Source organism: Actinomyces sp. HMSC075B09, from assembly GCF_001812395.1.
GTDB classification, from domain to species: domain Bacteria; phylum Actinomycetota; class Actinomycetes; order Actinomycetales; family Actinomycetaceae; genus Gleimia; species Gleimia europaea.
Map to the genome: position 1 here is coordinate 119,519 of NZ_KV808743.1, position 21,209 is coordinate 140,727.

Genomic DNA, 21,209 nt, shown 5'->3' on the forward strand with positions numbered 1-21,209 from the left:
CGAAATGAAGTTCACTCACCTTAACAATGCGGGCGAGGCCTACATGGTTGATGTCACCGCAAAAGTGCCTACCGTTCGCGAGGCAACCGCGGTTGGGAAAGTCACCGCATCCGAGGCAGTTATGCAGGCACTCCGCGACGGTACCGTGCCCAAGGGCGACGTGCTGGCAGTTGCGCGCATTGCCGGCATTTCAGCCGCTAAACGTGTACCCGAACTATTGCCATTGGCGCACACCATTGGCGTTCATGGCGCAGCGGTTGAGCTGGATCTGCAAGACGATCACGTTGCGATCAAAGCCACGGTTCGCACCGCGGACCGCACCGGCGTAGAGATGGAGGCCCTGACGGCCGTCACCGTTGCCGCCCTCGCAATCATCGACATGGTGAAGGGGGTTGATCGCTCCGCCGCCATTGAAGAGTGCAAGATCATCGCGAAGTCCGGAGGCCGATCCGGCAACTGGGTGCGCGAGCAATAGCGGTTAGTGGTCGCCCCCATCCACCTGAGCCAAGATGTGGGAGGCGACCGTCACCACAACCTCGGCCGCGTCGCGAACGCCACCGGTTGAACCGGGCGCATTAACCACGAGTGTGCCCTCTTTTGTTAAACCAGCCACGCCGCGCGTAATGAGGGCGTGGGACGTATTTTGCAAGCCTTTAACCACTATCGCACTCATTAGGTGGGACAGCTCGCGCTTAATGAGTGGCGCGGTTGCCTCGGGGGTGAAATCGCGCGGCCCTACCCCGGTGCCACCCGTGGTTAGCACGAGGCGAGCGCCTTCAGCCACGGCATCGCAAATCGCACGCTGGATCGCTTCTTTAGAGTCGGGAATAACTACGGGTGCCCCCGCATCAAATCCCGCCTCCCGCAGAATCTGCACGGCAACGGGCCCAGAGCGGTCTTCATACACCCCTTGGGATGCGCGATCTGAAATCGTAATTACGCAAGCTTTCAGCTCCACGGCGCCTCCTTGATACGCTAGCGTTTTTCACGTCACTGGTTTTAGCTTACGGTTTACCTATGGGTTCACGATACGAACGCAACATTCTAGTTAAAGACTTTGGCGCGGCAGGTCAAGCAGCTTTGCAAAATGCGCGCATCGGCGTGTTAGGGGCCGGAGGTCTGGGCTCGCCCATCCTCTACTATCTTGCGGCGGCAGGCGCCGGTTACCTGAAAGTGGTGGATTTTGACGCCGTTGAGGAATCCAACCTGCAACGTCAAATTCTGCACGACACCGCGCGCATTGGCCGGTGCAAAGCCGAATCCGCGGCAAGAACGCTACGCGCTCTCAACCCTGAAATTACTGTAGATGCTATCTGTGAACGCGTAGACGCCGGAAATACGGCACGTATTTTTGGTGATGTGGACGTGGTTGTCGAAGCCTCAGACAACATGGAAACAAAGTTCATGCTGGCCGATTACTGTGAAACCTCCGGCCAACCCTTGATTTGGGGAAGCGCAGTGGGAATGCAGGCTATGGTAACCACGTTCACCTCACGCCCGCTTGCCGCGGATCCCAGCGGGAAAACGGCTACTTTGCGCGAGCTGTACCCGCAGTTGCCAGATCCGCAGACCACCCCCACAGCCGCAACGCAGGGCGTGCTCGGCCCCCTCGTTGGAGTTGCCGGGTCCCTAATGGCTATGGAAGTCATTAAGATTGTGTGTGACATACCCGGGGTGCTGGTGCGCCGACTCGCTCTTGTAGATGTGCGCGAAACCGGAGTTAGACTCGTCGAGTTTTAGGAGAATCCTTGATTAGCGTTGAAGAGTACGTTTCGCAAGTAACCGCGGGTATTGCTCCCCTTCCTGCCGAAGAACGGCCCCTGGAATCTGCCCTCGGCACCACTTTGGCAGCGAGCATCGAGGCCCGAGTTGCCGTACCGCCTTTCACGAACTCCGCGATGGATGGGTTTGCGGTACGCACAGATGACGTGCACGGAGCGTCAAAAGATGCCGGGGTGAACCTGCCTGTTCTCGAGGACGTTGCCGCCGGCAGCACGGCTAACGGTACGCTAAAGCCCGGTTTTGCAACGCGCATCATGACGGGCGCTCCCCTGCCCGAAGGCGCCGACGCGGTGGTGAAAGTTGAAGACACCAACATTGAGCCTGGCCCGGTGCAAATGCCAGATCAAGTCACCATATTCAGTGCGGTCCAGCCCGGAACAAACGTACGTAAAGCAGGCGAAAACGTTGCCGTTGGGGATCTTATTCTTGAGGCAGGAATTACGGTTACTCCCCAGGTGTTGGCAGCGGCCGCCTCGGTAGGCTACGGGAAGCTACCGGTAATCCCGAAGCCTAGGATTGCGATTATTTCTACCGGAACGGAGCTGCAGGATCCGGGGAGCGAGCTCGCTCACGGGCAGATTCCCGACTCGAACGGGATTATGCTCGACGGTTTAGCACACTCGCTGGGAGCAGAAGTAACGTATCGAAGTCGCACCGGCGACGAGCCTGAGCATCTTGAGCAGATGTTCACCGAGGCTGGGCGCTGCGCGGACCTCCTCATCACTTCGGGTGGAGTTTCTGCCGGAGCGTTCGATCCTGTCAAAATCGTCGGTAAGACACACAACTTCAACTTCGAAAAAGTAGCCATGCAGCCCGGAAAACCGCAGGGGCACGGCGTCATTAATGTGGATGGCCGGGGTGTGCCCGTCATGTGCCTACCCGGCAATCCCGTGTCGGTCTACGTATCATTCATGCTATTCGTGCGCCCGATTATCGGCATTCTCGCCGGCCGTCCCGGAAGCAAGCTACAGGCGGTTCCCGCTCTGGCCGGCGCGTCGTTCAAGTCTGCCAAGAATCGGCGTCAGTATGCCCCCATGCGTGCCGAGCTCAGCACGAGTGGCATCACGGTTTACCCAACCCACTCGCAAGCCTCCGGCTCGCACCTCATCGCCACCTTGCATCAGGCTACCGGCCTCGTGACGGTTGCGGCTGACGTAGACGAAGTGGCGCAAGGCGACCTCGTGCAATACATTCCGCTCTAAACCGCGCTCTCGCCTGACCCCGATCCCACGAAACCTTCTCATATCACCAACGCGACATAGCGCAAATGCGGCACTCATGCGATAGTAATACCGCATTTGCTGGTATATGGTTTGGGATATGAAAGATTTACGAGTATCAAATGTGGCCACACTACTGGGCGTATCCACGGACACGGTTCGACGCCTGGTAGAAGATGGCACGATTAAAGGCACGCGCCAAGATGGGCGCATTCTGATCGACGGCAAGTCCCTGGTTGATTACATTCGCCAAATCGCAGCGCAGGACGAGCGTTCTACGCATGGCACGGAAGTTAACTCCATCCGTAACCAGCTGACCGGCATCGTCACAGACATCACCTCCGATAAAGTCATGACCCGAGTCGAGATGATTTGCGGCCCGTTCCGAATCGTTTCCCTAATTTCCACCGAGGCTGCACAAGAGATGAAGCTCGAGGTGGGCTCGCTCGCCGTTGCCGGCGTGAAATCCACCAACGTTTCTGTAAGCCTTCCCTAGATTCACAATGAGGATGAACATGAAGAAAACAGCTAAAATTTTTGCCACCCTCGCCGCCGCATCGATGATGCTCGCAGCATGCTCGGGCTCTCCTGCCCCGGCAGACAAGGAAGGCGCCGAGCCGCAGACGCTAACCGTTTTTGCTGCGGCCTCGCTAAATAAGGTCTTCCCGCAGATTGCTGAGGAAGTTTTTGAGCCCGCAAATGAGGGCGTGAAGGTGTCCTTCTCGTTCGAGGGTTCCTCCACACTCGTGGACCAGCTCAAGAACGGCGCCCCGGCAGATGTATTCGCCTCTGCTGACACGCGCAATATGGATAAGGCAACGGATGCGGACCTCGTTGAGGCGCCAGAACCGTTCGCACTGAACACGCTTACCCTTATCGTTCCGGCAGGAAATCCGGGCGGCGTTACCGGCCTCGACGACTCTTTGAAGTCTGCAAACGTCATCAAGTGCCATGTGGAAGTACCCTGCGGCAACCTGACCAACAAGGTGCTTGACGAGGCTGGAATCGAGCTAACACCGGTTTCCGAAGAGCAGAAGGTAACCGACGTGCGCGGCAAGATCGAGTCGGGTGAAGGTGATGCAGGCTTTGTCTACATGACCGACGCAATCGCTGCCGGCGACAAGGTAGAGATTATCCCCATCGACGTCAAGGGCGTAAACGAGTACCCCATTGCTGTTGTAAAGGATTCTAAGTCTCCTGAACTCGCACGCAAGTTTATTGAGGCGGTGCTCTCCGACGAGGGCCAGGAGCTGCTGAAGCAGTACGGATTCGCCAGGCCATAGTCCGCAAGCAACTGAAGAACACAACCGTCCCGGCATATTGGACCAAGCGCCGCTAACCCTGCCACGTGAAACCAAGGTGCCGGGACGGATTGATAAGTCATAGGCATTGCAAAGGTGGAGCATTTTGAGTAGGCAGCAAAGCACCAGCAGGCGTGAGACCGCGGCGGGACCGGCACCCTGGCTCGCAGTTCCGGCAGGGATAGCGCTGGCCTTCGTGGTCGTGCCATTTATTGGCATGTTCGCCGAGGTGCAGTGGGCAGACCTCCCTGCGCTGTTGGCCGGTGAAGCTGCACGAGACGCTCTTTGGCTGTCCCTCAAAACAACTTTTGCCTCAACTATCATCTCGCTAATTCTTGGTATTCCCCTAGCGCACATCCTCGCCCACACCAGCCACGGTGCACGCGCAAGTTTGGGTAGCGTCTTACGCCTGCTGGTCACGCTTCCTATGGTTGTGCCACCCGTCGTCGCCGGCCTTGCGCTCCTGGTCACGTTTGGACGCCGCGGCCTCATCGGCTCTTACCTGCACGTGCTGGGCATTGATATCGGCTTCAGCACCATCGCAGTAGTTATGGCACAAGTGTTTGTATCCATGCCGTTCCTCGTTATCTCACTCGAAGGCGCACTGCGCTCACGCGGACGCGACCTCGAAAAAGCGGCAAACAACCTTGGAGCTTCTCGCACTCGCATATTCTTTGAAATCACGCTACCCCTTACCGTTCCTGCGATGGCCTCGGGCACAGCGCTAACCTTCGCGCGCGCCCTTGGCGAGTTCGGTGCAACCATCACGTTTGCTGGCTCACTGCAGGGCGTTACCCGCACTCTCCCCCTCGAGATCTATCTGCAACGCGAAATTGACACCGCCACTGCCCTAGCCCTCGCGACCGTGATACTTCTAGTTGCTGGCCTTGTAATCGCTATAACTAGCGCTATTTCGAAAATATCTGCAAAGAGATCCAGCGAGGAGGCGCACGGAAGGGAACCTGAATCTGCGCGCCAGAACCAGTTGGACACCATGTGCGCGTTGAGCGACCTCGATATGTCACTACAGCAGTGGGAAAACGCGCCCGTTGGGATCGAAATAAACGCGGACGTATCCAAGCGACATGTTCATATCGATGCCAAACTGAAGCGAGGCGCTATTACGGCCATTGTTGGCCCGAACGGCTCGGGCAAGACCACCGGGATAGAGCTGATTGCCGGAACTCTAACTCCTTCCAGTGGAAGCAGGAACCTAAACCTGGGCGAAGATCCCACCATCGTATGGCTAGAGCAACGCGCGCTCCTATTCCCGCACCTAACCGCCTGCCAAAACGTGGCGTTCGGGCCGCGAATCAGAGGCCTTAGTTCCGAGGCGGCAACTAAACGAGCCCTCGCTGAGCTCGAAGCCGTAGGTTGCTTGCACTTAAAAGACCGCCTGCCGAGTGAACTCTCCGGAGGCCAAGCACAGCGCATCGCAATCGCCCGCGCCCTAGCTGTAAACCCCGATCTCGTTTTGTTAGATGAGCCTTTTGCCGCCGTTGACTCTGAGATTGCCTGGCCCCTTCGCCTGGTGCTGCGCGAGCGTATTCGTGCAGCCAAAGCCACCGCCGTGATGGTCACTCACGATCTCACAGACGCCGCATTCATGGCAGATCAAATCATCACCCTGGAAGAGGGACAGGTTAGCGAGAGCGGATTCAAAACCCAGGTCTTGCAGGCCCCCTCCTCCGCCTTCCTAACCCGTCTTACAGGCGCAAACACGGTTACTGAGGGCAATCAAGTCTTGGTGGTTCGCCCATCCGATTTCCGTGTCGAGGCTGGGCACACCGAAGGCGGAATCCATGGGCAAATCCTGCGCCGCGTGCTTTCACCAACTGGCGAGATTGCGATTATCAGTGGCGAGGACGGTGAGCTGCTCTCCGTATCAATCAACGCCTACAACGTCGATCTGCTTCAACCGGGCAGCGCCGTAACGCTTCACGTCCAGCCGGTAAAGTCCCTGCAGTAAACCGGGAAACAGCGTAGAAACCAAACAAAAGAGGCTCCCGGAAAATCCGGGAGCCTCGAAGCTTTTGCTTAAGAGTTGGGTCGCTTGCCGTGGTTAGCGGCGCTCTTGCGACGTGCCCTGCGTTTGCGGCCTCGCTTGCTCATTTCGACTCCTCTACCTACTTCATTAAACAGCTTTGCTATTTTCGCACAATTTGCGAAGTTTTAACAGCCCGGCCTAAGCGAAATCATCGAAAAACACGCAAACGTGACTAAATCAACCCGAAACTAGTCCCACTGCCGCGTAACATGCGTGACTCGCACGCTTGCAACCACGCGCGCGCGAAGCGATGATGGCGCCTGCTTCTCGTAGCACTTACGCACCAGCTCACGCACGTGCATCTCCGCATCCACCCGATCCGCGCAGTGCCTGCACGTCTCCAAGTGCTGTGAAAGGCGATACGCCAACTCATCCTCCAACGCGTCATCAGCAAACGCGTAAAGGAAGGAGCTCAGTTCCTCGCAAGGATCGCAATCATTGTTGTTAAGCATGATCCTCCTTCACTCCAATTCCCATTCGTTTCGCATAATCTGCAAGCGCCGTTCGAAGCTGCGCCCGACCGCGATAGATTCGTGACATCACAGTGCCAACGGGGGTACCCATGATTTGGGCGATCTCTTTGTAAGAAAACCCTTCAACGTCGGCCAGGAGCACCGCCTCGCGATACGTGTCAGAAAGAGACTCGAGGGCTTCGCGAACCGTGTCGTCTGGTAGCGAGTCAAGCGCCGCAGCCTCCGCGGATTCAAGGGCGACCGGATGGTGACTGGAGGCATCAACTAGTTGCCAGTCCTGCACTCCCTCATCGGAGGTTTGTTGCGGCCGCCGCTGATTCTTGCGGTAGGTGTTAATGAACGAGTTCTTCAAGATTCGATACATCCACGCCTTCAAATTGGTACCCGGCTTGAATGTGTTGAACGAGCTAAATGCACGCACATACGTGTCCTGCACCAGATCTTGAGCATCTGCCTCGTTACCGGTCATACGAAACGCCGCCCCGTACAGCTGGTCTAGCAAAGGGAGCGCCTCTTCTTCGAACCGCGCGCGAAGCTCGGCCTCGTCTACCTGTTCCTTCTTGTCCATCACCATCGAGCATACTTGCACCTCCAACAATTAAGGCAACAACAAAGCCCCCATTTTTCTTCCAACCTCCACTAACGCTGAGATGTAGGTAACATGGACCTATGAAGGTTTTACGGATGATTGCAAGGCCACTAATCGTGGCGCCGTTTATTATCGATGGGCTTTCAGCAGTGAAAGACCCAGATGCCCACGCACGTCAGTTCCAGAAGGTTTCACCCTACCTTGAGCGTTTAGGGGTACCTCCGGTAATCACATCGGATGCAAAAATGGCCTCGCGCGCACTCGGTGCTGTCACGGTTCTAGCGGGCACCAGCTTTGCGCTTGGCAAGGCTCCGCGCACCTGCGCAGCCATCCTCGCAGCCACCGCTGTTCCGATTGCACTGGTTCAAAACCCCGTATGGACTGCCAAGGACCACGCCCAAAAAGAGCGCTACCGCCGTGGTTTAGAGCGTTACGGCACAGCCCTAGGCGGCCTAATTCTTGCAACAGTTGACCGCGAAGGTGAGCCCTCCAAGACCTGGCAGCTTGCTAACTGGCGCGAACATCAGCTGGCTCTAACGCAGGCGCGCAACGAAACGTGGGAAGCCGCTAAGGAAGCATTTGACGCCTAACCCTTGGCTCGCGCCACAGGCCACCAAGCCTGTTGATAGCGATGTCACGATTCCCGGTTCGAAGTCTTTGACGAACCGGGAACTCATGCTGTCGGCGCTGGCGACTTCCTCCTCTACAATTTGCGGCGCACTTAGCGCCCGCGACACGCGCCTCATGGTTGAGGCGTTGCGCTCCTTGGGAGCGCAGGTCGAGACCGGAGCTGACAACTGGGCGATCACTCCCATTCCAAGCGTTCCCGGTTCTACACCAATCAGCATTGACTGCGGCCTTGCAGGAACCGTCATGCGATTCGTCCCTGCCCTTGCCGCACGCTGTACGCGACCAGTGCGCCTCACGGCTGATAGCCAGGCAAATGCCCGCCCGATGGCTGGCCTGTTCAAGGCTCTGCGTTCCATCGGCGTGAGCGTTACACATGAGAGCGACGAAACCTTCCCCCTCACCGTGCAAGGCCCAGCGCGCGTGCGTGGCCCCATAAGTTTGGATTCATCCGCCTCGTCCCAATATCTATCCGCGCTGTTACTTGTTGCTCCGTTGCTAGAAAGCGATCGGGAGTTTATAGAGATTGAGCTAGAGGGCACACTTCCATCGCGACCACACGTAGAAATGACGCTTGCCGCGATGCGTCTACGTGGCGTAGACGCCGATTGGACGGGTGAGCGCACACTGCGGGTTAAACGCGGCGACATCAGCGGACGCGACGCGGTGATAGAGCCAGATCTTTCTAACGCCGGCCCGTTCCTCGCCGCCGCCGCAGTTACCGGCGGCCACGTTCGCATCCCCTACTGGCCGCTCCAAACCACGCAGGCAGGCAACGAGTGGCTACCTATTTTGCGCCAAATGGGTGCCGACGTAAACCTCGTGCCGCAAGGCACCGTGTACGGCACGCTGTGCCTGCGTGCCGGCGAACTTCAAGGATTTACTGGCGACATGTCCCAGGTTGGGGAACTCGTTCCTACACTTGCCGCAATCTGCGCGTTTGCAACCGCCCCCTCAACGATCACGGGAATCGGGCACCTTCGCGGACACGAAACCGACCGGCTAAAAGCGATCGCCACTGAACTAACCAAACTGGGTGTGCTCGTTGAAGAGGGAGCCGATTACCTCAGAATTGATGGCACAAACGGCTGGGTGGAAAACCTTCGTGAACCGACTCTGCTACATTCCTACGCAGATCACCGGATGGCCACATTCGGTGCCATTATCGGTCTGCGCGCCCCGCAAATCTACGTTGATGACGTGGAAACCGTGGCGAAAACCATGCCTGATTTTGTAAACCTATGGACGAAAATGCTGGAGCTAAATGTCTAGACGAGACATTGGAACCGACGACCCGCGCGTAAAAGTACGCCCCGGAAAAGGCTCGCGCCCGCGCACCAAGCGGCGCCCCAGCTATGAGGATGCCCCCACGGGACGCGTGATTGCGGTTGATCGAGGTCGCTACCACGTTATTGCCGAGGACGGCACGCGTGTCACCGCTGTGAAAGCCCGCGAAATTGAGCGCGGCGGCATCGTTGTGGGAGATAGCGTAAAGCTGACCGGCGATCTCACGGGACGCAAGGACACTCTGGCGCGCATCGTGCAGGTAAACGAGCGCGAGAGCGAACTCACGCGCTCTGCGGAGGATGCGGAGGCAAAAGGCCGCGAGCGCACCATCGTTGCCAATGCCGACATCATGGTGATCGTGGTGGCGAAGACCAATCCTCCGGTTCGGCCCGGGTTCATCGATCGGTGCCTCGTTGCCGCCTACGACGCAGGTTTAACACCGATAGTGTGCCTCACTAAGGCTGACCTGGGTGATCCGGATGATGTTGCCACGTTCACGGCCTCGTTGGGCATCGAGACCTACACTGTGTCGATGATGCCGGATCACCCTGCACATGCCGGCTACGAGGAGGTCATTGACCGGCTGACCGGGCATACCTCCGTGCTCATCGGCCACTCCGGGGTGGGTAAATCCACGCTCATTAACGCGATTATTCCAAACGCGGACCGGGCTACGGGCCACGTCAATGAAGTGACGGGGCGCGGACGCCACACCTCCACCTCCGTCGTGGCTCTGCCGATGCCGGGCGGTGGCTGGGTTATTGACACTCCGGGCGTGCGTGGCTTTGGCCTCGCCCACGTCGAGCCACACACCGTTGTTGCGGCATTTGAGGAACTGTGGGAAGTCACCGAGGAATGTCCGCGCGGTTGCGAACACCTCACTGACTCTCCAGATTGTGCCCTCGACGACTGGGTTCGAAATGGAGCTGAGGGCAAGGATATTCGCGAAATGCGCGTCCAATCGGTTCGCCGCCTCCTGGCCTCGTTGAAGGTGGCGCAAGAAAAACCCTGGGAGAACTAGCGCGCGTACATGTCGACGAAGTTCGAGATGATTTTGTGTCCGGGCGCAACGTCAACGTCAATGCACTGATCGATGATGCGCTGTTGGTCATCCGGCTGATAGTAGCCTGAAGCGGCATACCCGATGATGCGAAGCTTCAGGGCAGGCCAATCGAGTTCGGGATGGAACTGCGTGCCGTACATGTTCTGTTTTACCTTAAACAACTGGATTGGGCAGGCCTCGCCGCGCGCCAGAAGCGTTGCCGATTCGGGCAGTTGCTCGCATGCCTCCTTGTGGCCTACATAGGCTCGGAATGTGTTTGGAATTCCGCGCGTTATCGGGTCTTCACGCCCCTCTTGCGTGAGCTCAATGACGGGGGCAGAAATAGATTCACCATACTTTTCTGAGATCTTGCCACCCTGGTGACCAAGCAGGGTACCCACGCCATAACAGATGCCAAGAAACGGGAAATCCTTTGCAACCAATTGATCCATGAGGCCTTGAAGCTCTGCTTCTACACGAAGTTGCACATCCGATTTCTTCTCAATCGGGGCGAGCGAGTCGAAGGGAGATCCGCACAGGATCACGCCGGCCCACTCATCCAGGTTGAGCGGCGGGAGCGAACTCTGTTCAAGCCGGTGCCAGACCAGCTGGTTTGAGTCCAGCCCCGAAAGTTTTCTCAGCATTTCGACCTCGGAAGTCAAAATTGCGGGCTCGGTTCGCGTTGTGATCATTAAGAACTTCGCGTTGGATTTCATTTGCTCAGCTTACGGGATTACCCGGCCATGCGCGCCCGCGCGGGGGTAGTTTGGACACATGGATAAGACTTTGCATGGCAGTGGACAAAATATGGCATCGGCCGCGGATTTAAAGCTGGCACACGCCCTCGCAGATCGCGCTGACGCGGTAACGCTGGACCGCTTTCAATCGGATGATTTGAAGGTAGCGACCAAAGCAGACCGGTCTCCCGTTACCGACGCCGATCAATCTACTGAGGCCGCGATTCGCGAGCTACTGGCCACCCATCGCCCGGACGACTCTATTTTTGGCGAAGAAATGGGAGTTACCGGAAGCTCTACGCGCCAGTGGGTGATTGATCCGATTGATGGCACTAAGAACTTCCTGCGCGGCGTACCCGTGTGGGCCACCCTTATTGCTCTGGCCCAGGATGGCGAAGTAACAGTTGGAGTGGTATCTGCCCCAGCCCTTGGCAGACGCTGGTGGGCGGGCAAAGGCCTCGGCGCCTACGTAGGAGTACAACAGGCACTGCGTGAGTCTTCAAACTGTTGCGGCACTAATGATTGCTGCGCTGATACGCCACCTTCGGGCGCATTTGATTATGTGAGCGCCGGGCAGCGCATTCACGTATCTACCATCGACCGTTTTGAAGATGCCTCACTGTCTTACTCTTCCTTGTCAGGATGGAAGGCACGCGGCAAGCTAGACCATTTCTTGGACCTTACTGATCGCATGTGGCGAACTCGCGCGTACGGCGATTTTTGGTCTTACATGATGGTGGCCGAGGGCGTATGCGATATTGCCGCAGAACCAGAGCTAGAAACCTACGATATGGCGGCCCTTGTGCCCATCGTGACCGAGGCGGGGGGCCGTTTCACCTCTTTGCTGGGCGAGGACGGACCGTGGGGTGGCACGGGGGTTGCGACTAATGGCTTGCTCCACGATGAGGTGCTCCAGATACTGGCGTGGGAAGAGGGACTGTAAAATTTTTGTCCGTACCGTTCGCTAACCTGTAGGCATGAAGTTAATTCACACCGCAGATTGGCACCTGGGCAAGACTCTACATAAGCAGTCGCTGGAAGGTTTCCAAGAGACATTTCTTGACCACATGGTCGATTTGGTGGACGATGAGAGGCCCGATGCGCTCCTAGTTGCCGGGGATGTTTACGATCGCGCGATTGCCCCGACCTCGTCAATGAATCTGCTCGAGGATGTACTGCAGCGCCTCAGTGAGCTCACTCAGGTCATCATGATTCCGGGTAACCACGATTCTGCGGCCAGATTAGGATTCGGATCGAGGCTGTACACAGAGCGATTAAAGATCGTTTCGCGTACTGCAGACGTAGGGAAGCCAATCGTGATCCGAAGCGGATCCGAGGTGGCAAACGTCTACCCTATCCCGTACCTGGAGCCCGATATAGCTCGCGTTAGCCTCTCCGATGAGGTCGATGACGCTGGAGTTCTCACCAGCCTTGCTCGCAGTCATCAGGCCGTTATGGAGGCCGCCCTGCGGCGCATAGACGCGGACCTCGCAAAGCGCGAAGGCATGGGCATCGCGGTGATTCACGCGTTCATCGCTGGATCCGAAACCAGTGATTCTGAGCGCGACATTTCGGTTGGAGGTTCGCAGTCGGTTACCCCCTCAACCTTCAAGACTATGGGCGCAGACAAGCCACTTTCGCGCGGGCTTTCCTACGTTGCCGCCGGTCACCTACATCGGCCCCAGCAACGCGACACTGATGGGCCGATCATCCGCTACAGCGGGTCTCCCCTACCCTTTTCATTCTCCGAAGCACGCGACAAGAAGTGCACAACCATTCTTGAAATTGAGAACGGAGTTGTTGACCTGCGGACCGTGCCCGTGCCCCAAGCTTATTCCCTCCATCAGATCCGCGGGACCATTGCAGAGCTTACGTCCGATGTACCCGAATGGGCGAAAACCGGATTCGCCCACGTTGAGGTCACTGACCTCACAAGGCCTGAGCATCTCCACGAACGCATTAAAGCTAGTTACCCCAATGCTCTGCTGATTCGGCATACTCCTCCGGCCTCGCAAATCGAAGGAGCGGTAGCTGTAATCGAGAAGAAAACGCCACAAGAGCTTGCCGAAGAGTTCTTCGAACTCGCGCTTGGACGCAAAGTACTGCCTGGAGAGAGCGAAATTATTGAGCAAACGTGGGAAACCGTGTTGCAGGAGGAAGAGTAATGCGACTACTAACACTCGAGTTTCAAGCGCTCGGCCCCTTCGCCGGACACCACCAGATTGACTTCACCCGGTTCGAGCCATCCGGCCTATACCTTCTGCGCGGACAAACCGGTTCGGGTAAATCAACCATTATCGACGCCATCACGTTCGCTCTCTACGGCGATGTTGCTGGCGGGCAAACCTCTACGCGTGACCGATTGCGCTCCAACTTTGCCAGCCGCGACACCGACACGTTTGCGCGGTTGCGCTTTGAAACTTCGCACGGCGCGTTTGAAGTCACCAGGCGTCCTTCCTACACCAAGGAAGGTAACAAAACCGCCACGCCAGCAAGTGCCGTCCTGGTAAAGCTCGACGCCAGCTACGACCCTGTTACCGATCCTTTCTGCGGAACAGGTGAAGAAGTAGCGACCAGGGCAAAAACCGTCACCGATGAAATTACACGCGTCGTAGGCCTGGGACTAGACCAGTTCCTCCAAACTGTGGTTTTGCCGCAGGGCAAATTCGCCGACTTCATCCACTCCAGCCCAAAGGATCGCAAAGACGTCCTCGAAGACATTTTCGGCACGCAGCACTTTCGCCGTTTCACTGAATCCTTGGCCCTGCAGTCGAAAGCAGCGCGCGCCGAGTTTGACGAGCAACGCGCTGCCGTAGCATTTCAGGCCAGCCAAATCTGTGAAGAAGCCGGTGCGGCAGTCAGGCTGGCCAACTACGAAGAGGCAATCGGCCGCGCACTTACTATCTCTAGAGAGCTCGAGGCTAAAGCACGGCAGACCGAATACCAGCTATACCGCGCCATTGCCGACGTACGTGAAGTGGAAGCCACCGAAGCTGAACGTGAGAGGGTTGAAACCACCACGCTCCGGTGGAAAGCCGCAGCCAAGCAGCTCGCCGCGCTCGAAGAAACCGTCGATGAGCACAAGCAACGCGAAGCCAAGTTAAAGCACGCACGCGAAGCACTTGCACTTAACGCAGACCTGCTTGCCAAAGAACGTGCGGCCACAGCTCTCGAACAGGCGAAAACAGGCGCATTTTCCAGCATTGATGCAATTAACGAGGAGGACGCTGACCTGCGTAGCACCGCGCGTGGGGCCCTCGATGGCACATCCTGGGAAGCGATTCGTAAGCGAGATGAGGAACTTACCAGCGAACTAACTCGGCTCGAAAAAACCGAGCAGAACATCGAGCAATTAGAACTTTTATCCACCCAGATTGAAGAGCTTCGCGCGACCATTGTCGAGCTGAAACAGTCCGCATCGGGCCGCCAAGCCGAGATTGATCAGTTCCACCAGGCCGAGCAAAAGGTTGAAGCCGCCGTTGCTCAAATGGAGCAACAAGGACATAGCTACGCAACTCTCGTAGATCAAAGGAATGAGCTCTCACTGCGTCTGGAAGCTTCCAAGAGCGCCGACAAAGAAAGAGCACGCCTGCTTGAAAGCTCTGCAGAAATTGGACGCAAAGCAAAGAAACTTGAGCAGGCTCGCACCCAGGCACAAGATCTAGCTGCAAAGTGGATAAACAACTCCGCTTTAGAGCTGGTTGCGAAGCTTGTCGATGGAGAAGAATGCATAGTTTGCGGGTCTACCAACCATCCTCACCCGTACGAGGGCTCGCCAACCGACGTTCAGCGTGAAGAACTTGACGAAGCCCGGGCCCTCGTAGCGCGGATCGAAGCGTCTCTTACTGCAACCCGAGAAGATCACCAGCGCATCGTTGAATCCATCAAAGAACTCAACAAGAAGGCAGGCGCGGACACCGCGTCACTGCAGATAGCGTATGACGACATCGATACCCAGGTTGTAGCGGCCAAACAAGCAGGCGACACCGCCAGCCAACTGCGTAAAGACCTGGCCGAATCCCGCAGTCAAATTGAAAAGTACAAAACACAGATTGCCAGTGATAACGTCAAGATTGCGGCGAATACCAAAGACGTAGAGAATAAGACCGCTGAAATTGAGCGTCTCTCGCAACTGATACAACAGGCGCGTGGTTCCTTCACGTCCGTAGCCGAACGACGCGAAAGCATCGTCACTAGGCAAGACCACATTCGGCACATAATCAAAGTAATCACCGCATTTGAAGATGCCCACAGCCGGCACACCGAAGCTGCGGCCGTGCTGGCCAAAGCCCTGGCAAATAGTGCCTTCGCCTCGGCTAATGAAATCCAAGAAGCGCTACTGCCCCAGGCTGAAATCAATGCGCTAGAAGAGCAAATCTCCAACTACAACCTGACCAAACGCCAAGCGGGCGCCACTATCGAAGAAACCGAGCGATCCGGGCTTGTGCGCACCGAATATCCCAAACCTCTTACTAACGCGCTATCTCGGCTTCGTCGTATCCACGAAGAAGCCACCAGCACACACGCCCTCGCAAAGAATGCTCTCACTCAACACGAGGAGCAAGTGGGCAAGCTCAGAGCAGGGATAGAGAACCTGCAGACGTTAGAAAAGGAGTTGGGACCAATCCGACGCCTCGCTGAGCTTGCGCAGGGAGCAAGACTCGAAGATGGCACCCCAATCCCCTTCGACACCTGGGTAATCATGCGTCAATTCGAACGCGTACTTGAAGCCGCCAACCCTTACCTAGAAAGGTTCTCTACCGGACGGTACCAACTGCGCAGAGTAAGCTTGGACGCTTCTAGGAAGAGCCAGCAAGCCGGACTTGGACTTGCAATCATCGATTTGAACACAGACACCGAACGTTCCCCCGCATCGCTATCTGGCGGCGAAACCTTCTACTCCTCACTCGCACTTGCCCTCGGCCTCGTAGAAGTAATCTCATCTGAAGCTGGTGGCCTGGACCTCAAATCAATGCTCATCGATGAGGGGTTTGGCTCACTGGACCAAGATGCGCTAGATAAGGTCATGATTGGTCTTCAGCGCCTGCGCGATTCTGGGCGAACCGTAGGCGTAGTATCACACGTAGCCGAAATGCAACAACGCATCAGTGACGGCATCGAAATCAAACATGCAAAATCGAAAGGATCAACACTTGTAATCCACGCCGCCGACTAGCGCCACCACACTTGAAAGCCATTACTATTCGTGCGCGTTCAACGCCTGGCAGAGCTGTGCGCGCTCACTGACGTCAAACCACTCCAAGAAAGCGTCCATAAGCTCTTCCACCGCTTCATCAGCTTCCTCTTGCGTAGTAGCCGCGCATGCGCGACGAACCAGTGGCTCAGACTCAAGGCCGTCCACCAAGATGGCCTGCGCGTTCTCCCACACCGGCTCCCCCTCAAGGGCTACCACAATGCGTCTTTGCGTGGGCTCCTCTAAATCACGCACAAGCTCCAGCGAAATTAAAGAAGCTGCCACGGCCGCTTCGTACTCGAACCACTCCCGCTCTTCCGCACAGGTCGCTCCAGAAGACGGAGTAACCAACTCGCGGACAGGAAGATCCCCACAAAGCTCAGAAGCAACCAAAGGCAAGAAACAGCGCATAAAACGAGTTTAAAACAGGCCCAAACTATTTGCGACCAAACAACTTGAACCCAGACCGCTTCGATTTACGCCTACTACGCCTGCGCGCCGGAGCGGACTCTCCCTGGCCAGTACCAATCAACTCAATAATCTGCGCGATCCCAGCGCCAAACTTTGACTCACCAGATGCCATAACCGTGGCGGCAGAAAGCACCGCCTCATCCACATCCGTACTGTCCTCAATCACTACGCGAGGGGTTACCGGAGCGATCGAGGCAAGCACCGTATCAATCGGGCGACTCACAGATCCACCCGTACCCGCACTGCGCGCCCGATTTACTACCAAAACGTCCGGACGCACCCCAGCCTCTTCAGCCTCGTACAGAGTATGCGTAAGCCGGGTCAATCCAATCGCATCGCCACGAGCCACAATCAGAACCACATCAGCCTCTTCCAGAACCGTGCGGTTAATATCTTGCGGTGTTGGAACAAAAGTTAGCTGCGACGGATCATCATCAGCAAGACCGTCAGCCAGATCTACAACCACGTCACCCAGCTTTCGCAGCTCGCTCAGCACGTCCGCAACAACCTCAGCGCGAAGCATCCTCCATTTATCCGCGCGCGTGAGGCCAGAAAGCAAGTGGAAATGCTCATCAACCAGCAGGCGCGCATCGTCCAAAGCCAAACGGGTCAGTTCACCCTGGTTGCGCAGACTCGAAGCCTCCAACAGGCCCGACTGCGGGGCGTCAAACCCCAACATGAACGCCAGCGAAGGGGCATGAGCATCAGCATCAACAAGCGTTACCTCGCGTCCCGCAAGCGCCAATGCGTGAGCCAGGTTCAATGCCACCGTAGAGCGCCCCGGTGCACCCGATGTGCCCCACACCGCGATCAAACGTCCTCGATAATCAGCAACGTCGGTAGTCACCGCAGGAGCAGAGAACACTTGGCTCTCTTGCCCCATCATCCAGTTTTGGATCCCCATCGTCAGAGTGTCGACCACAAACTCAGCACTGGATGCATCACAACGCGCGTCCTCCCCGATGGAGGCTGCCGTAACCGGATCATCAACCACCAGCAGGACAAAAACGCCGGCCTCGTGAAACTCGTCTACAACAGAGCGATCCAAGCCAGGAGCTCCGCCGCGTGCGACTACAACCGAACCGATTCCCGCACGCACGCACGCTCGCGCTTCCGCCAAATCCGCACACCTGCGTTGCACTGAAAACTTTGACGACTGCGCGTTGAGTTCCCGGATCATTTCCGTCTCAAAGGGCTCGTCAAGCCAAACAATTACACCCTTGACCGCCATCGCTACCCCGCGGGAACCACAATCAGGGAGCTCTTGGACCCCGTTGCTGCCAACACGGTATCCAAATCCGCCTCGGGCACAGAAATCTCAACGCTTTGGGCGCGATTAACCAGCGTGGTGTCCGGCTCCGAAATCGAAAGAATAATAGCCGAGGACGCAATCATTCTCGGTTCCGTTTGGCTACTGAGCGGCGTATCCGGCGAATCTACGGCCCACACCTCAACCGTAGAGCCGGTGGACACGGATGAAGGAATCCGCGTAGCAACGTTTATTACAACCTGTCTGCGATCGAGCGAAGCCGCGCTTGCTACCGCATCACGAGGAAGCAACTCTCCTGCACTGAGGGTACGGGTTGCCACGGCTCCCTCGGGTAGCGCTCCAGCCTCCAAATACGCCGTTGACCCCGTACGGGCGGACACGATTGAGAGAGCAGAGGCTTGAATGGGCTGGCCCTGCGCGACCGGAGCGTTCAACTGATAAACGCTCTCGCCTCCGCGAGCCTTTTGCACCAGCCAGGTAGTTGCGAGGATTGACACTACAACCAGGGCAAGTCCAAGAAGGAACCTGGGATCAGTAAACACGTGTGAGCGACGCGCTCTGGGTAAAGCTTTAGACACGTGACAATGATGCAGGAATTTTTACCGCTTGTGGAAGATATCCACACTTTGGTCTCGGTTACGAAGATTCACGCCCTGAATCACGCCACTTCGGATCGTTAATTCACGAAGCTTTTGCACAACAGTGCGCGCGGACTATTCAGAACTGACACGAAGTGAGACAATATAGACATGAGCCAAAGATTCTTAACCATTGCAGACGTTGCCGAAACTCTTAACCTGTCTCAGTCCGCAACCCGCGCACTCCTATCCTCGGGCGAGTTGCCGGCCATACAGGTGGGCGGAAAACGAACGTGGCGAATCGAGGCTTCCGAGCTTGAGCGCTACATTGAGCGCCAGTACGCAGCCACTCGCGAACGCATCGAATCGGGCAAGATCTAGGCTTCCCACAAATCTGCAGCAACCACCAATCTGCTTAGAATCCCGGCAGGAGGCGAATGCTAAACAAGTGAGATAGCGACACCGAAGAGACCCCACCTTCGTGCCCTATATCCACGTGGTCCATGTAGACCGAAACAATAAAACCGGTTAGAGAAGTTGCTCCCACCTGCACTGCCACGCGGCGACGCTGCCGCATAATTTGGCGCAATATAGCGGATAAGCCCAAGCGCTTGTCTATAAGACTGGGCTCTGGCGCCACTCTTGCTAGGCCTTCAACAACCGCCATTGACGCGGCAGAGACCAGCTCCTGCACTCCCCCATCCTCAAGCAACACCCACGCTGGATTTGAGCGGATCATCCTTCCCTTCGCACTGACACCAAAGGGAGAGAACACGTTAACTTCGAGGCCTTCTGCGGCCCGCAACCGATCTGACATCCCCGCCGAAACCAGCTCGGCCTCGGCAAGCTCCGCCACCTCTTCACGATTTTGCAGGGCCTCTTCGCCTGCGAACTCTTGCGCAAGAGCGGCAATAATCGTTTCAAAATCCATCTTCTGATTGAAACACATACAGGATTCAGCATCGGGTTTTCCACCATTTTTCGAAACGCTATTGACTTACTAACCCCTAACGTGCAAACATCAATCATCACGAACTGGTACGAACTAGCACGAAAGAGGGGCAATGGAGTCGAATAGAAACTCAAAATCTAGCGCCATTATTGCGCTGACCAGTGCCGCCGCGTTCACTGTTACCGCGGCCGCCTCACTCTCGATCGCGATAGACAACTCAAGTGCGTTAGGCCTTCTTCAAACCGATGCGAATGCGATCTTGCGCAGTTCTTTAAATCCGAACGCGTTGGCCCTACCACTGATCACCGCATTTCTTGGCTTTACCATCGCCACACTGTCGCTGTGGAGTCTCAGTTCCCTGCTATTTACCGAGATCCTTCTTATTCTTGCCAGGCGAGGCACACACGTTCAGCGCCTACTCGAACTCGCGGTTAACACCTCCAGCCCTTTGGTTCGATCCTTGTTGAAAAAGAGAGTCGCAACGCTTGCAGTGTCGGCATCTCTCGTGGTAACAGCTACCTCCGCGTTTGCACCGGCTCCCGCAACGGTTCAAGACAACCTGGGGTGGCAGGCAGTATCAACACAGGAGACTCGCCCGTCCCAAACGAGCGTTCCAACCGACCTCACGCTATCTGATCCATCGGACATCGCTACGCCGACACCGCAAGCTTCATCTCCTACTCCAAAAGCGCAAGATAGCGCGAGCCACAGTGAGAACCTTGCGACTTCACACGCACATCTGGCAAAGGAATCCTCGAGCTCTCAAGCCACCGATGTTCCACCTCAGACAAATGGGAACGAGAATGCGTCCGGCGGGAAATCTGAACAAAACGCTACCTCAAGTGGGAAATACGTTGTGCGCAGTGGGGACTCCCTGTGGACCATAGCTGCCCGCCATCTGCAAAGCAGTGATTCCACAAAGATTGCTGCCGAGTGGCACAGAATCTACAACCTAAACAAATCCGCTATTGGCACCAATCCCGACCTCATCTATCCGGGAACAACTCTGACCTTGCCTGGGGAGGACCTCTAATGTCTACAGCACTTGCAACCCTCGAGCCCGTTTACGAACCCGTCAAGCTGTGCACTGTCAAGGGCGGCAAAAGCCCTGCCAAGCAACCGTATGACATTAAGATCAAGCGCGCGCCCAACCCGGTACGAGCCCTCAACGGAATCTTGCCAAAACCCGCACCTACCGGGCGTCATTGGGCGATGATTGACGCGTCTTGGGATTATTCAAAACCCGAGGTCGAAACTGACACCATTGGGAAAGCAGAGCAGCTTCCCGACGCGCGCAACTGGAGCCGCGCTCTGGCACTCGCAATCGTTGAGACACTCAGCGGACAAAAGTATCCCAGCGCACTAGAACGCTTCGTCACGCCAGACCTTTACGATGCGATCGAGAGAAAGGTTGCTCTCGCTACCAGACTGGATGGACCGGCGGGGCGCTCTCCTCAAACCAAAGCCCTATCTTCAAGAGTGTGCCTGGTCAATGAATCGATTGCGGAGACCACACACGTTGTTGTTAAGGGCGAAATCACCCGAGCCGTTGCCATTCGTCTTGAAGCTCGCAGAAGACAATGGGTAGCCACCGCCCTTGAAATCCTGTAGACGAAAGCCCGCCATCTGCGAATGCAAA

General features: G+C 56.6%; 24 protein-coding genes. 15 read left to right on the forward strand and 9 right to left on the reverse strand.

Annotated features, from left to right (window positions below):
* Nucleotides 1-4 precede the first annotated feature (4 nt).
* Entirely contained in the window at nucleotides 5-475 is a 471-nt protein-coding gene (gene moaC / locus HMPREF2854_RS08070; RefSeq protein WP_070621170.1) for a cyclic pyranopterin monophosphate synthase MoaC, read from the forward strand.
* Nucleotides 476-478: 3 nt separating this feature from the next.
* Here moaC and HMPREF2854_RS08075 read toward each other — a convergent pair whose 3' ends face one another.
* A complete protein-coding gene (locus HMPREF2854_RS08075) occupies nucleotides 479-958 on the reverse strand; it encodes a MogA/MoaB family molybdenum cofactor biosynthesis protein (RefSeq protein ID WP_070621171.1) in 480 nt (159 codons plus the stop codon).
* 59 nt (nucleotides 959-1,017) lie between these two features.
* Here HMPREF2854_RS08075 and HMPREF2854_RS08080 point away from each other — a divergent pair, with 59 nt between their 5' ends.
* The 5 genes from HMPREF2854_RS08080 to HMPREF2854_RS08100 all read left to right on the forward strand — a co-directional run bounded on the left by HMPREF2854_RS08080 (nucleotide 1,018) and on the right by HMPREF2854_RS08100 (nucleotide 6,272).
* Entirely contained in the window at nucleotides 1,018-1,740 is a 723-nt protein-coding gene (locus HMPREF2854_RS08080) for a HesA/MoeB/ThiF family protein (protein WP_070621172.1), read from the forward strand.
* A gap of 8 nt (nucleotides 1,741-1,748) precedes the next feature.
* Complete coding sequence (gene glp, locus HMPREF2854_RS08085) at nucleotides 1,749-2,984, forward strand: molybdopterin molybdotransferase MoeA (protein ID WP_070621173.1); 1,236 nt, start codon at nucleotides 1,749-1,751, stop codon at nucleotides 2,982-2,984.
* A 118-nt stretch (nucleotides 2,985-3,102) separates the two neighbouring features.
* A complete protein-coding gene (locus HMPREF2854_RS08090; protein ID WP_034506349.1) occupies nucleotides 3,103-3,498 on the forward strand; it encodes a TOBE domain-containing protein in 396 nt (131 codons plus the stop codon).
* 19 nt (nucleotides 3,499-3,517) lie between these two features.
* The gene (modA, locus tag HMPREF2854_RS08095) at nucleotides 3,518-4,285 is read left to right on the forward strand and encodes a molybdate ABC transporter substrate-binding protein (protein ID WP_083309468.1); all 768 of its coding nucleotides are present in this window, start codon (nucleotides 3,518-3,520) and stop codon (nucleotides 4,283-4,285) included.
* Nucleotides 4,286-4,409: 124 nt separating this feature from the next.
* Nucleotides 4,410-6,272 carry an ABC transporter permease gene (locus HMPREF2854_RS08100; RefSeq protein WP_070621175.1) on the forward strand — a complete coding sequence of 621 codons (1,863 nt, stop codon included), beginning with the start codon at nucleotides 4,410-4,412 and terminating at the stop codon, nucleotides 6,270-6,272.
* A 68-nt stretch (nucleotides 6,273-6,340) separates the two neighbouring features.
* Here HMPREF2854_RS08100 and HMPREF2854_RS08925 read toward each other — a convergent pair whose 3' ends face one another.
* The 3 genes from HMPREF2854_RS08925 to HMPREF2854_RS08110 all read right to left on the reverse strand — a co-directional run bounded on the left by HMPREF2854_RS08925 (nucleotide 6,341) and on the right by HMPREF2854_RS08110 (nucleotide 7,397).
* Entirely contained in the window at nucleotides 6,341-6,415 is a 75-nt protein-coding gene (locus HMPREF2854_RS08925) for a 50S ribosomal protein bL37 (protein WP_370870625.1), read from the reverse strand.
* Nucleotides 6,416-6,538: 123 nt separating this feature from the next.
* Complete coding sequence (rsrA, locus tag HMPREF2854_RS08105) at nucleotides 6,539-6,802, reverse strand: mycothiol system anti-sigma-R factor (RefSeq protein ID WP_070621176.1); 264 nt, start codon at nucleotides 6,800-6,802, stop codon at nucleotides 6,539-6,541.
* Nucleotides 6,795-7,397 carry a sigma-70 family RNA polymerase sigma factor gene (locus HMPREF2854_RS08110; RefSeq protein WP_070621177.1) on the reverse strand — a complete coding sequence of 201 codons (603 nt, stop codon included), beginning with the start codon at nucleotides 7,395-7,397 and terminating at the stop codon, nucleotides 6,795-6,797. The genes rsrA and HMPREF2854_RS08110 overlap by 8 nt, the downstream gene beginning before the upstream one ends.
* 110 nt (nucleotides 7,398-7,507) lie before the next feature.
* Here HMPREF2854_RS08110 and HMPREF2854_RS08115 point away from each other — a divergent pair, with 110 nt between their 5' ends.
* Genes HMPREF2854_RS08115 through rsgA form a run of 3 tightly spaced genes read left to right on the forward strand, consistent with a single transcriptional unit; the run spans nucleotide 7,508 to nucleotide 10,347 of the window.
* On the forward strand, nucleotides 7,508-8,002 hold the full coding sequence (locus tag HMPREF2854_RS08115; protein ID WP_083309469.1) for a DoxX family membrane protein: 495 nt from the start codon (nucleotides 7,508-7,510) through the stop codon (nucleotides 8,000-8,002).
* Nucleotides 7,992-9,311, forward strand: a complete 1,320-nt coding sequence (gene aroA, locus HMPREF2854_RS08120; RefSeq protein WP_070621178.1) for a 3-phosphoshikimate 1-carboxyvinyltransferase — start codon at nucleotides 7,992-7,994, stop codon at nucleotides 9,309-9,311. The genes HMPREF2854_RS08115 and aroA overlap by 11 nt, the downstream gene beginning before the upstream one ends.
* Nucleotides 9,304-10,347 carry a ribosome small subunit-dependent GTPase A gene (gene rsgA / locus HMPREF2854_RS08125; RefSeq protein WP_070621179.1) on the forward strand — a complete coding sequence of 348 codons (1,044 nt, stop codon included), beginning with the start codon at nucleotides 9,304-9,306 and terminating at the stop codon, nucleotides 10,345-10,347. Before aroA ends, rsgA begins: the two co-directional genes overlap by 8 nt.
* Here the strand turns inward: rsgA and HMPREF2854_RS08130 are convergent.
* Entirely contained in the window at nucleotides 10,344-11,060 is a 717-nt protein-coding gene (locus HMPREF2854_RS08130; protein ID WP_186822498.1) for a glutamine amidotransferase, read from the reverse strand. The genes rsgA and HMPREF2854_RS08130 overlap by 4 nt on opposite strands.
* A gap of 82 nt (nucleotides 11,061-11,142) precedes the next feature.
* On the opposite strand from HMPREF2854_RS08130, the gene HMPREF2854_RS08135 reads away from it, so the two are divergent.
* From HMPREF2854_RS08135 to HMPREF2854_RS08145, 3 genes are read left to right on the forward strand one after another with little or no spacing between them, the layout of a single operon-like run.
* Entirely contained in the window at nucleotides 11,143-12,048 is a 906-nt protein-coding gene (locus HMPREF2854_RS08135) for an inositol monophosphatase family protein (protein ID WP_186822285.1), read from the forward strand.
* Nucleotides 12,049-12,082: 34 nt separating this feature from the next.
* On the forward strand, nucleotides 12,083-13,270 hold the full coding sequence (locus HMPREF2854_RS08140; protein WP_070621182.1) for an exonuclease SbcCD subunit D: 1,188 nt from the start codon (nucleotides 12,083-12,085) through the stop codon (nucleotides 13,268-13,270).
* Nucleotides 13,270-16,281, forward strand: coding sequence for an AAA family ATPase (locus tag HMPREF2854_RS08145; protein ID WP_070621183.1), 3,012 nt, complete (start codon nucleotides 13,270-13,272; stop codon nucleotides 16,279-16,281). Before HMPREF2854_RS08140 ends, HMPREF2854_RS08145 begins: the two co-directional genes overlap by 1 nt.
* A 24-nt stretch (nucleotides 16,282-16,305) precedes the next feature.
* Here the strand turns inward: HMPREF2854_RS08145 and HMPREF2854_RS08150 are convergent, their stop codons facing one another.
* The 3 genes from HMPREF2854_RS08150 to HMPREF2854_RS08160 all read right to left on the reverse strand — a co-directional run bounded on the left by HMPREF2854_RS08150 (nucleotide 16,306) and on the right by HMPREF2854_RS08160 (nucleotide 18,582).
* Nucleotides 16,306-16,584 carry a DUF6912 family protein gene (locus tag HMPREF2854_RS08150; protein WP_148130933.1) on the reverse strand — a complete coding sequence of 93 codons (279 nt, stop codon included), beginning with the start codon at nucleotides 16,582-16,584 and terminating at the stop codon, nucleotides 16,306-16,308.
* A gap of 151 nt (nucleotides 16,585-16,735) precedes the next feature.
* Nucleotides 16,736-18,001: a CpaE/TadZ family protein gene (locus HMPREF2854_RS08155; protein WP_070621185.1), complete on the reverse strand. Its 1,266-nt coding sequence runs from the start codon at nucleotides 17,999-18,001 to the stop codon at nucleotides 16,736-16,738.
* Between the two features lie 2 nt (nucleotides 18,002-18,003).
* Nucleotides 18,004-18,582, reverse strand: a complete 579-nt coding sequence (locus HMPREF2854_RS08160) for a hypothetical protein (RefSeq protein WP_070621186.1) — start codon at nucleotides 18,580-18,582, stop codon at nucleotides 18,004-18,006.
* A gap of 207 nt (nucleotides 18,583-18,789) precedes the next feature.
* On the opposite strand from HMPREF2854_RS08160, the gene HMPREF2854_RS08165 reads away from it, so the two are divergent.
* Entirely contained in the window at nucleotides 18,790-18,999 is a 210-nt protein-coding gene (locus tag HMPREF2854_RS08165) for a helix-turn-helix domain-containing protein (RefSeq protein WP_016443912.1), read from the forward strand.
* A gap of 34 nt (nucleotides 19,000-19,033) precedes the next feature.
* On the opposite strand, the gene HMPREF2854_RS08170 is transcribed toward HMPREF2854_RS08165, so the two are convergent.
* Entirely contained in the window at nucleotides 19,034-19,567 is a 534-nt protein-coding gene (locus tag HMPREF2854_RS08170) for a hypothetical protein (protein ID WP_070621187.1), read from the reverse strand.
* Between the two features lie 115 nt (nucleotides 19,568-19,682).
* Between HMPREF2854_RS08170 and HMPREF2854_RS08175 the strand changes: the two genes are divergently transcribed.
* Both HMPREF2854_RS08175 and HMPREF2854_RS08180 read left to right on the forward strand, forming a co-directional pair.
* On the forward strand, nucleotides 19,683-20,603 hold the full coding sequence (locus tag HMPREF2854_RS08175; protein ID WP_070621188.1) for a LysM peptidoglycan-binding domain-containing protein: 921 nt from the start codon (nucleotides 19,683-19,685) through the stop codon (nucleotides 20,601-20,603).
* The gene (locus HMPREF2854_RS08180; protein WP_070621189.1) at nucleotides 20,603-21,181 is read left to right on the forward strand and encodes an Rv3235 family protein; all 579 of its coding nucleotides are present in this window, start codon (nucleotides 20,603-20,605) and stop codon (nucleotides 21,179-21,181) included. Before HMPREF2854_RS08175 ends, HMPREF2854_RS08180 begins: the two co-directional genes overlap by 1 nt.
* Nucleotides 21,182-21,209: the final 28 nt, after the last annotated feature.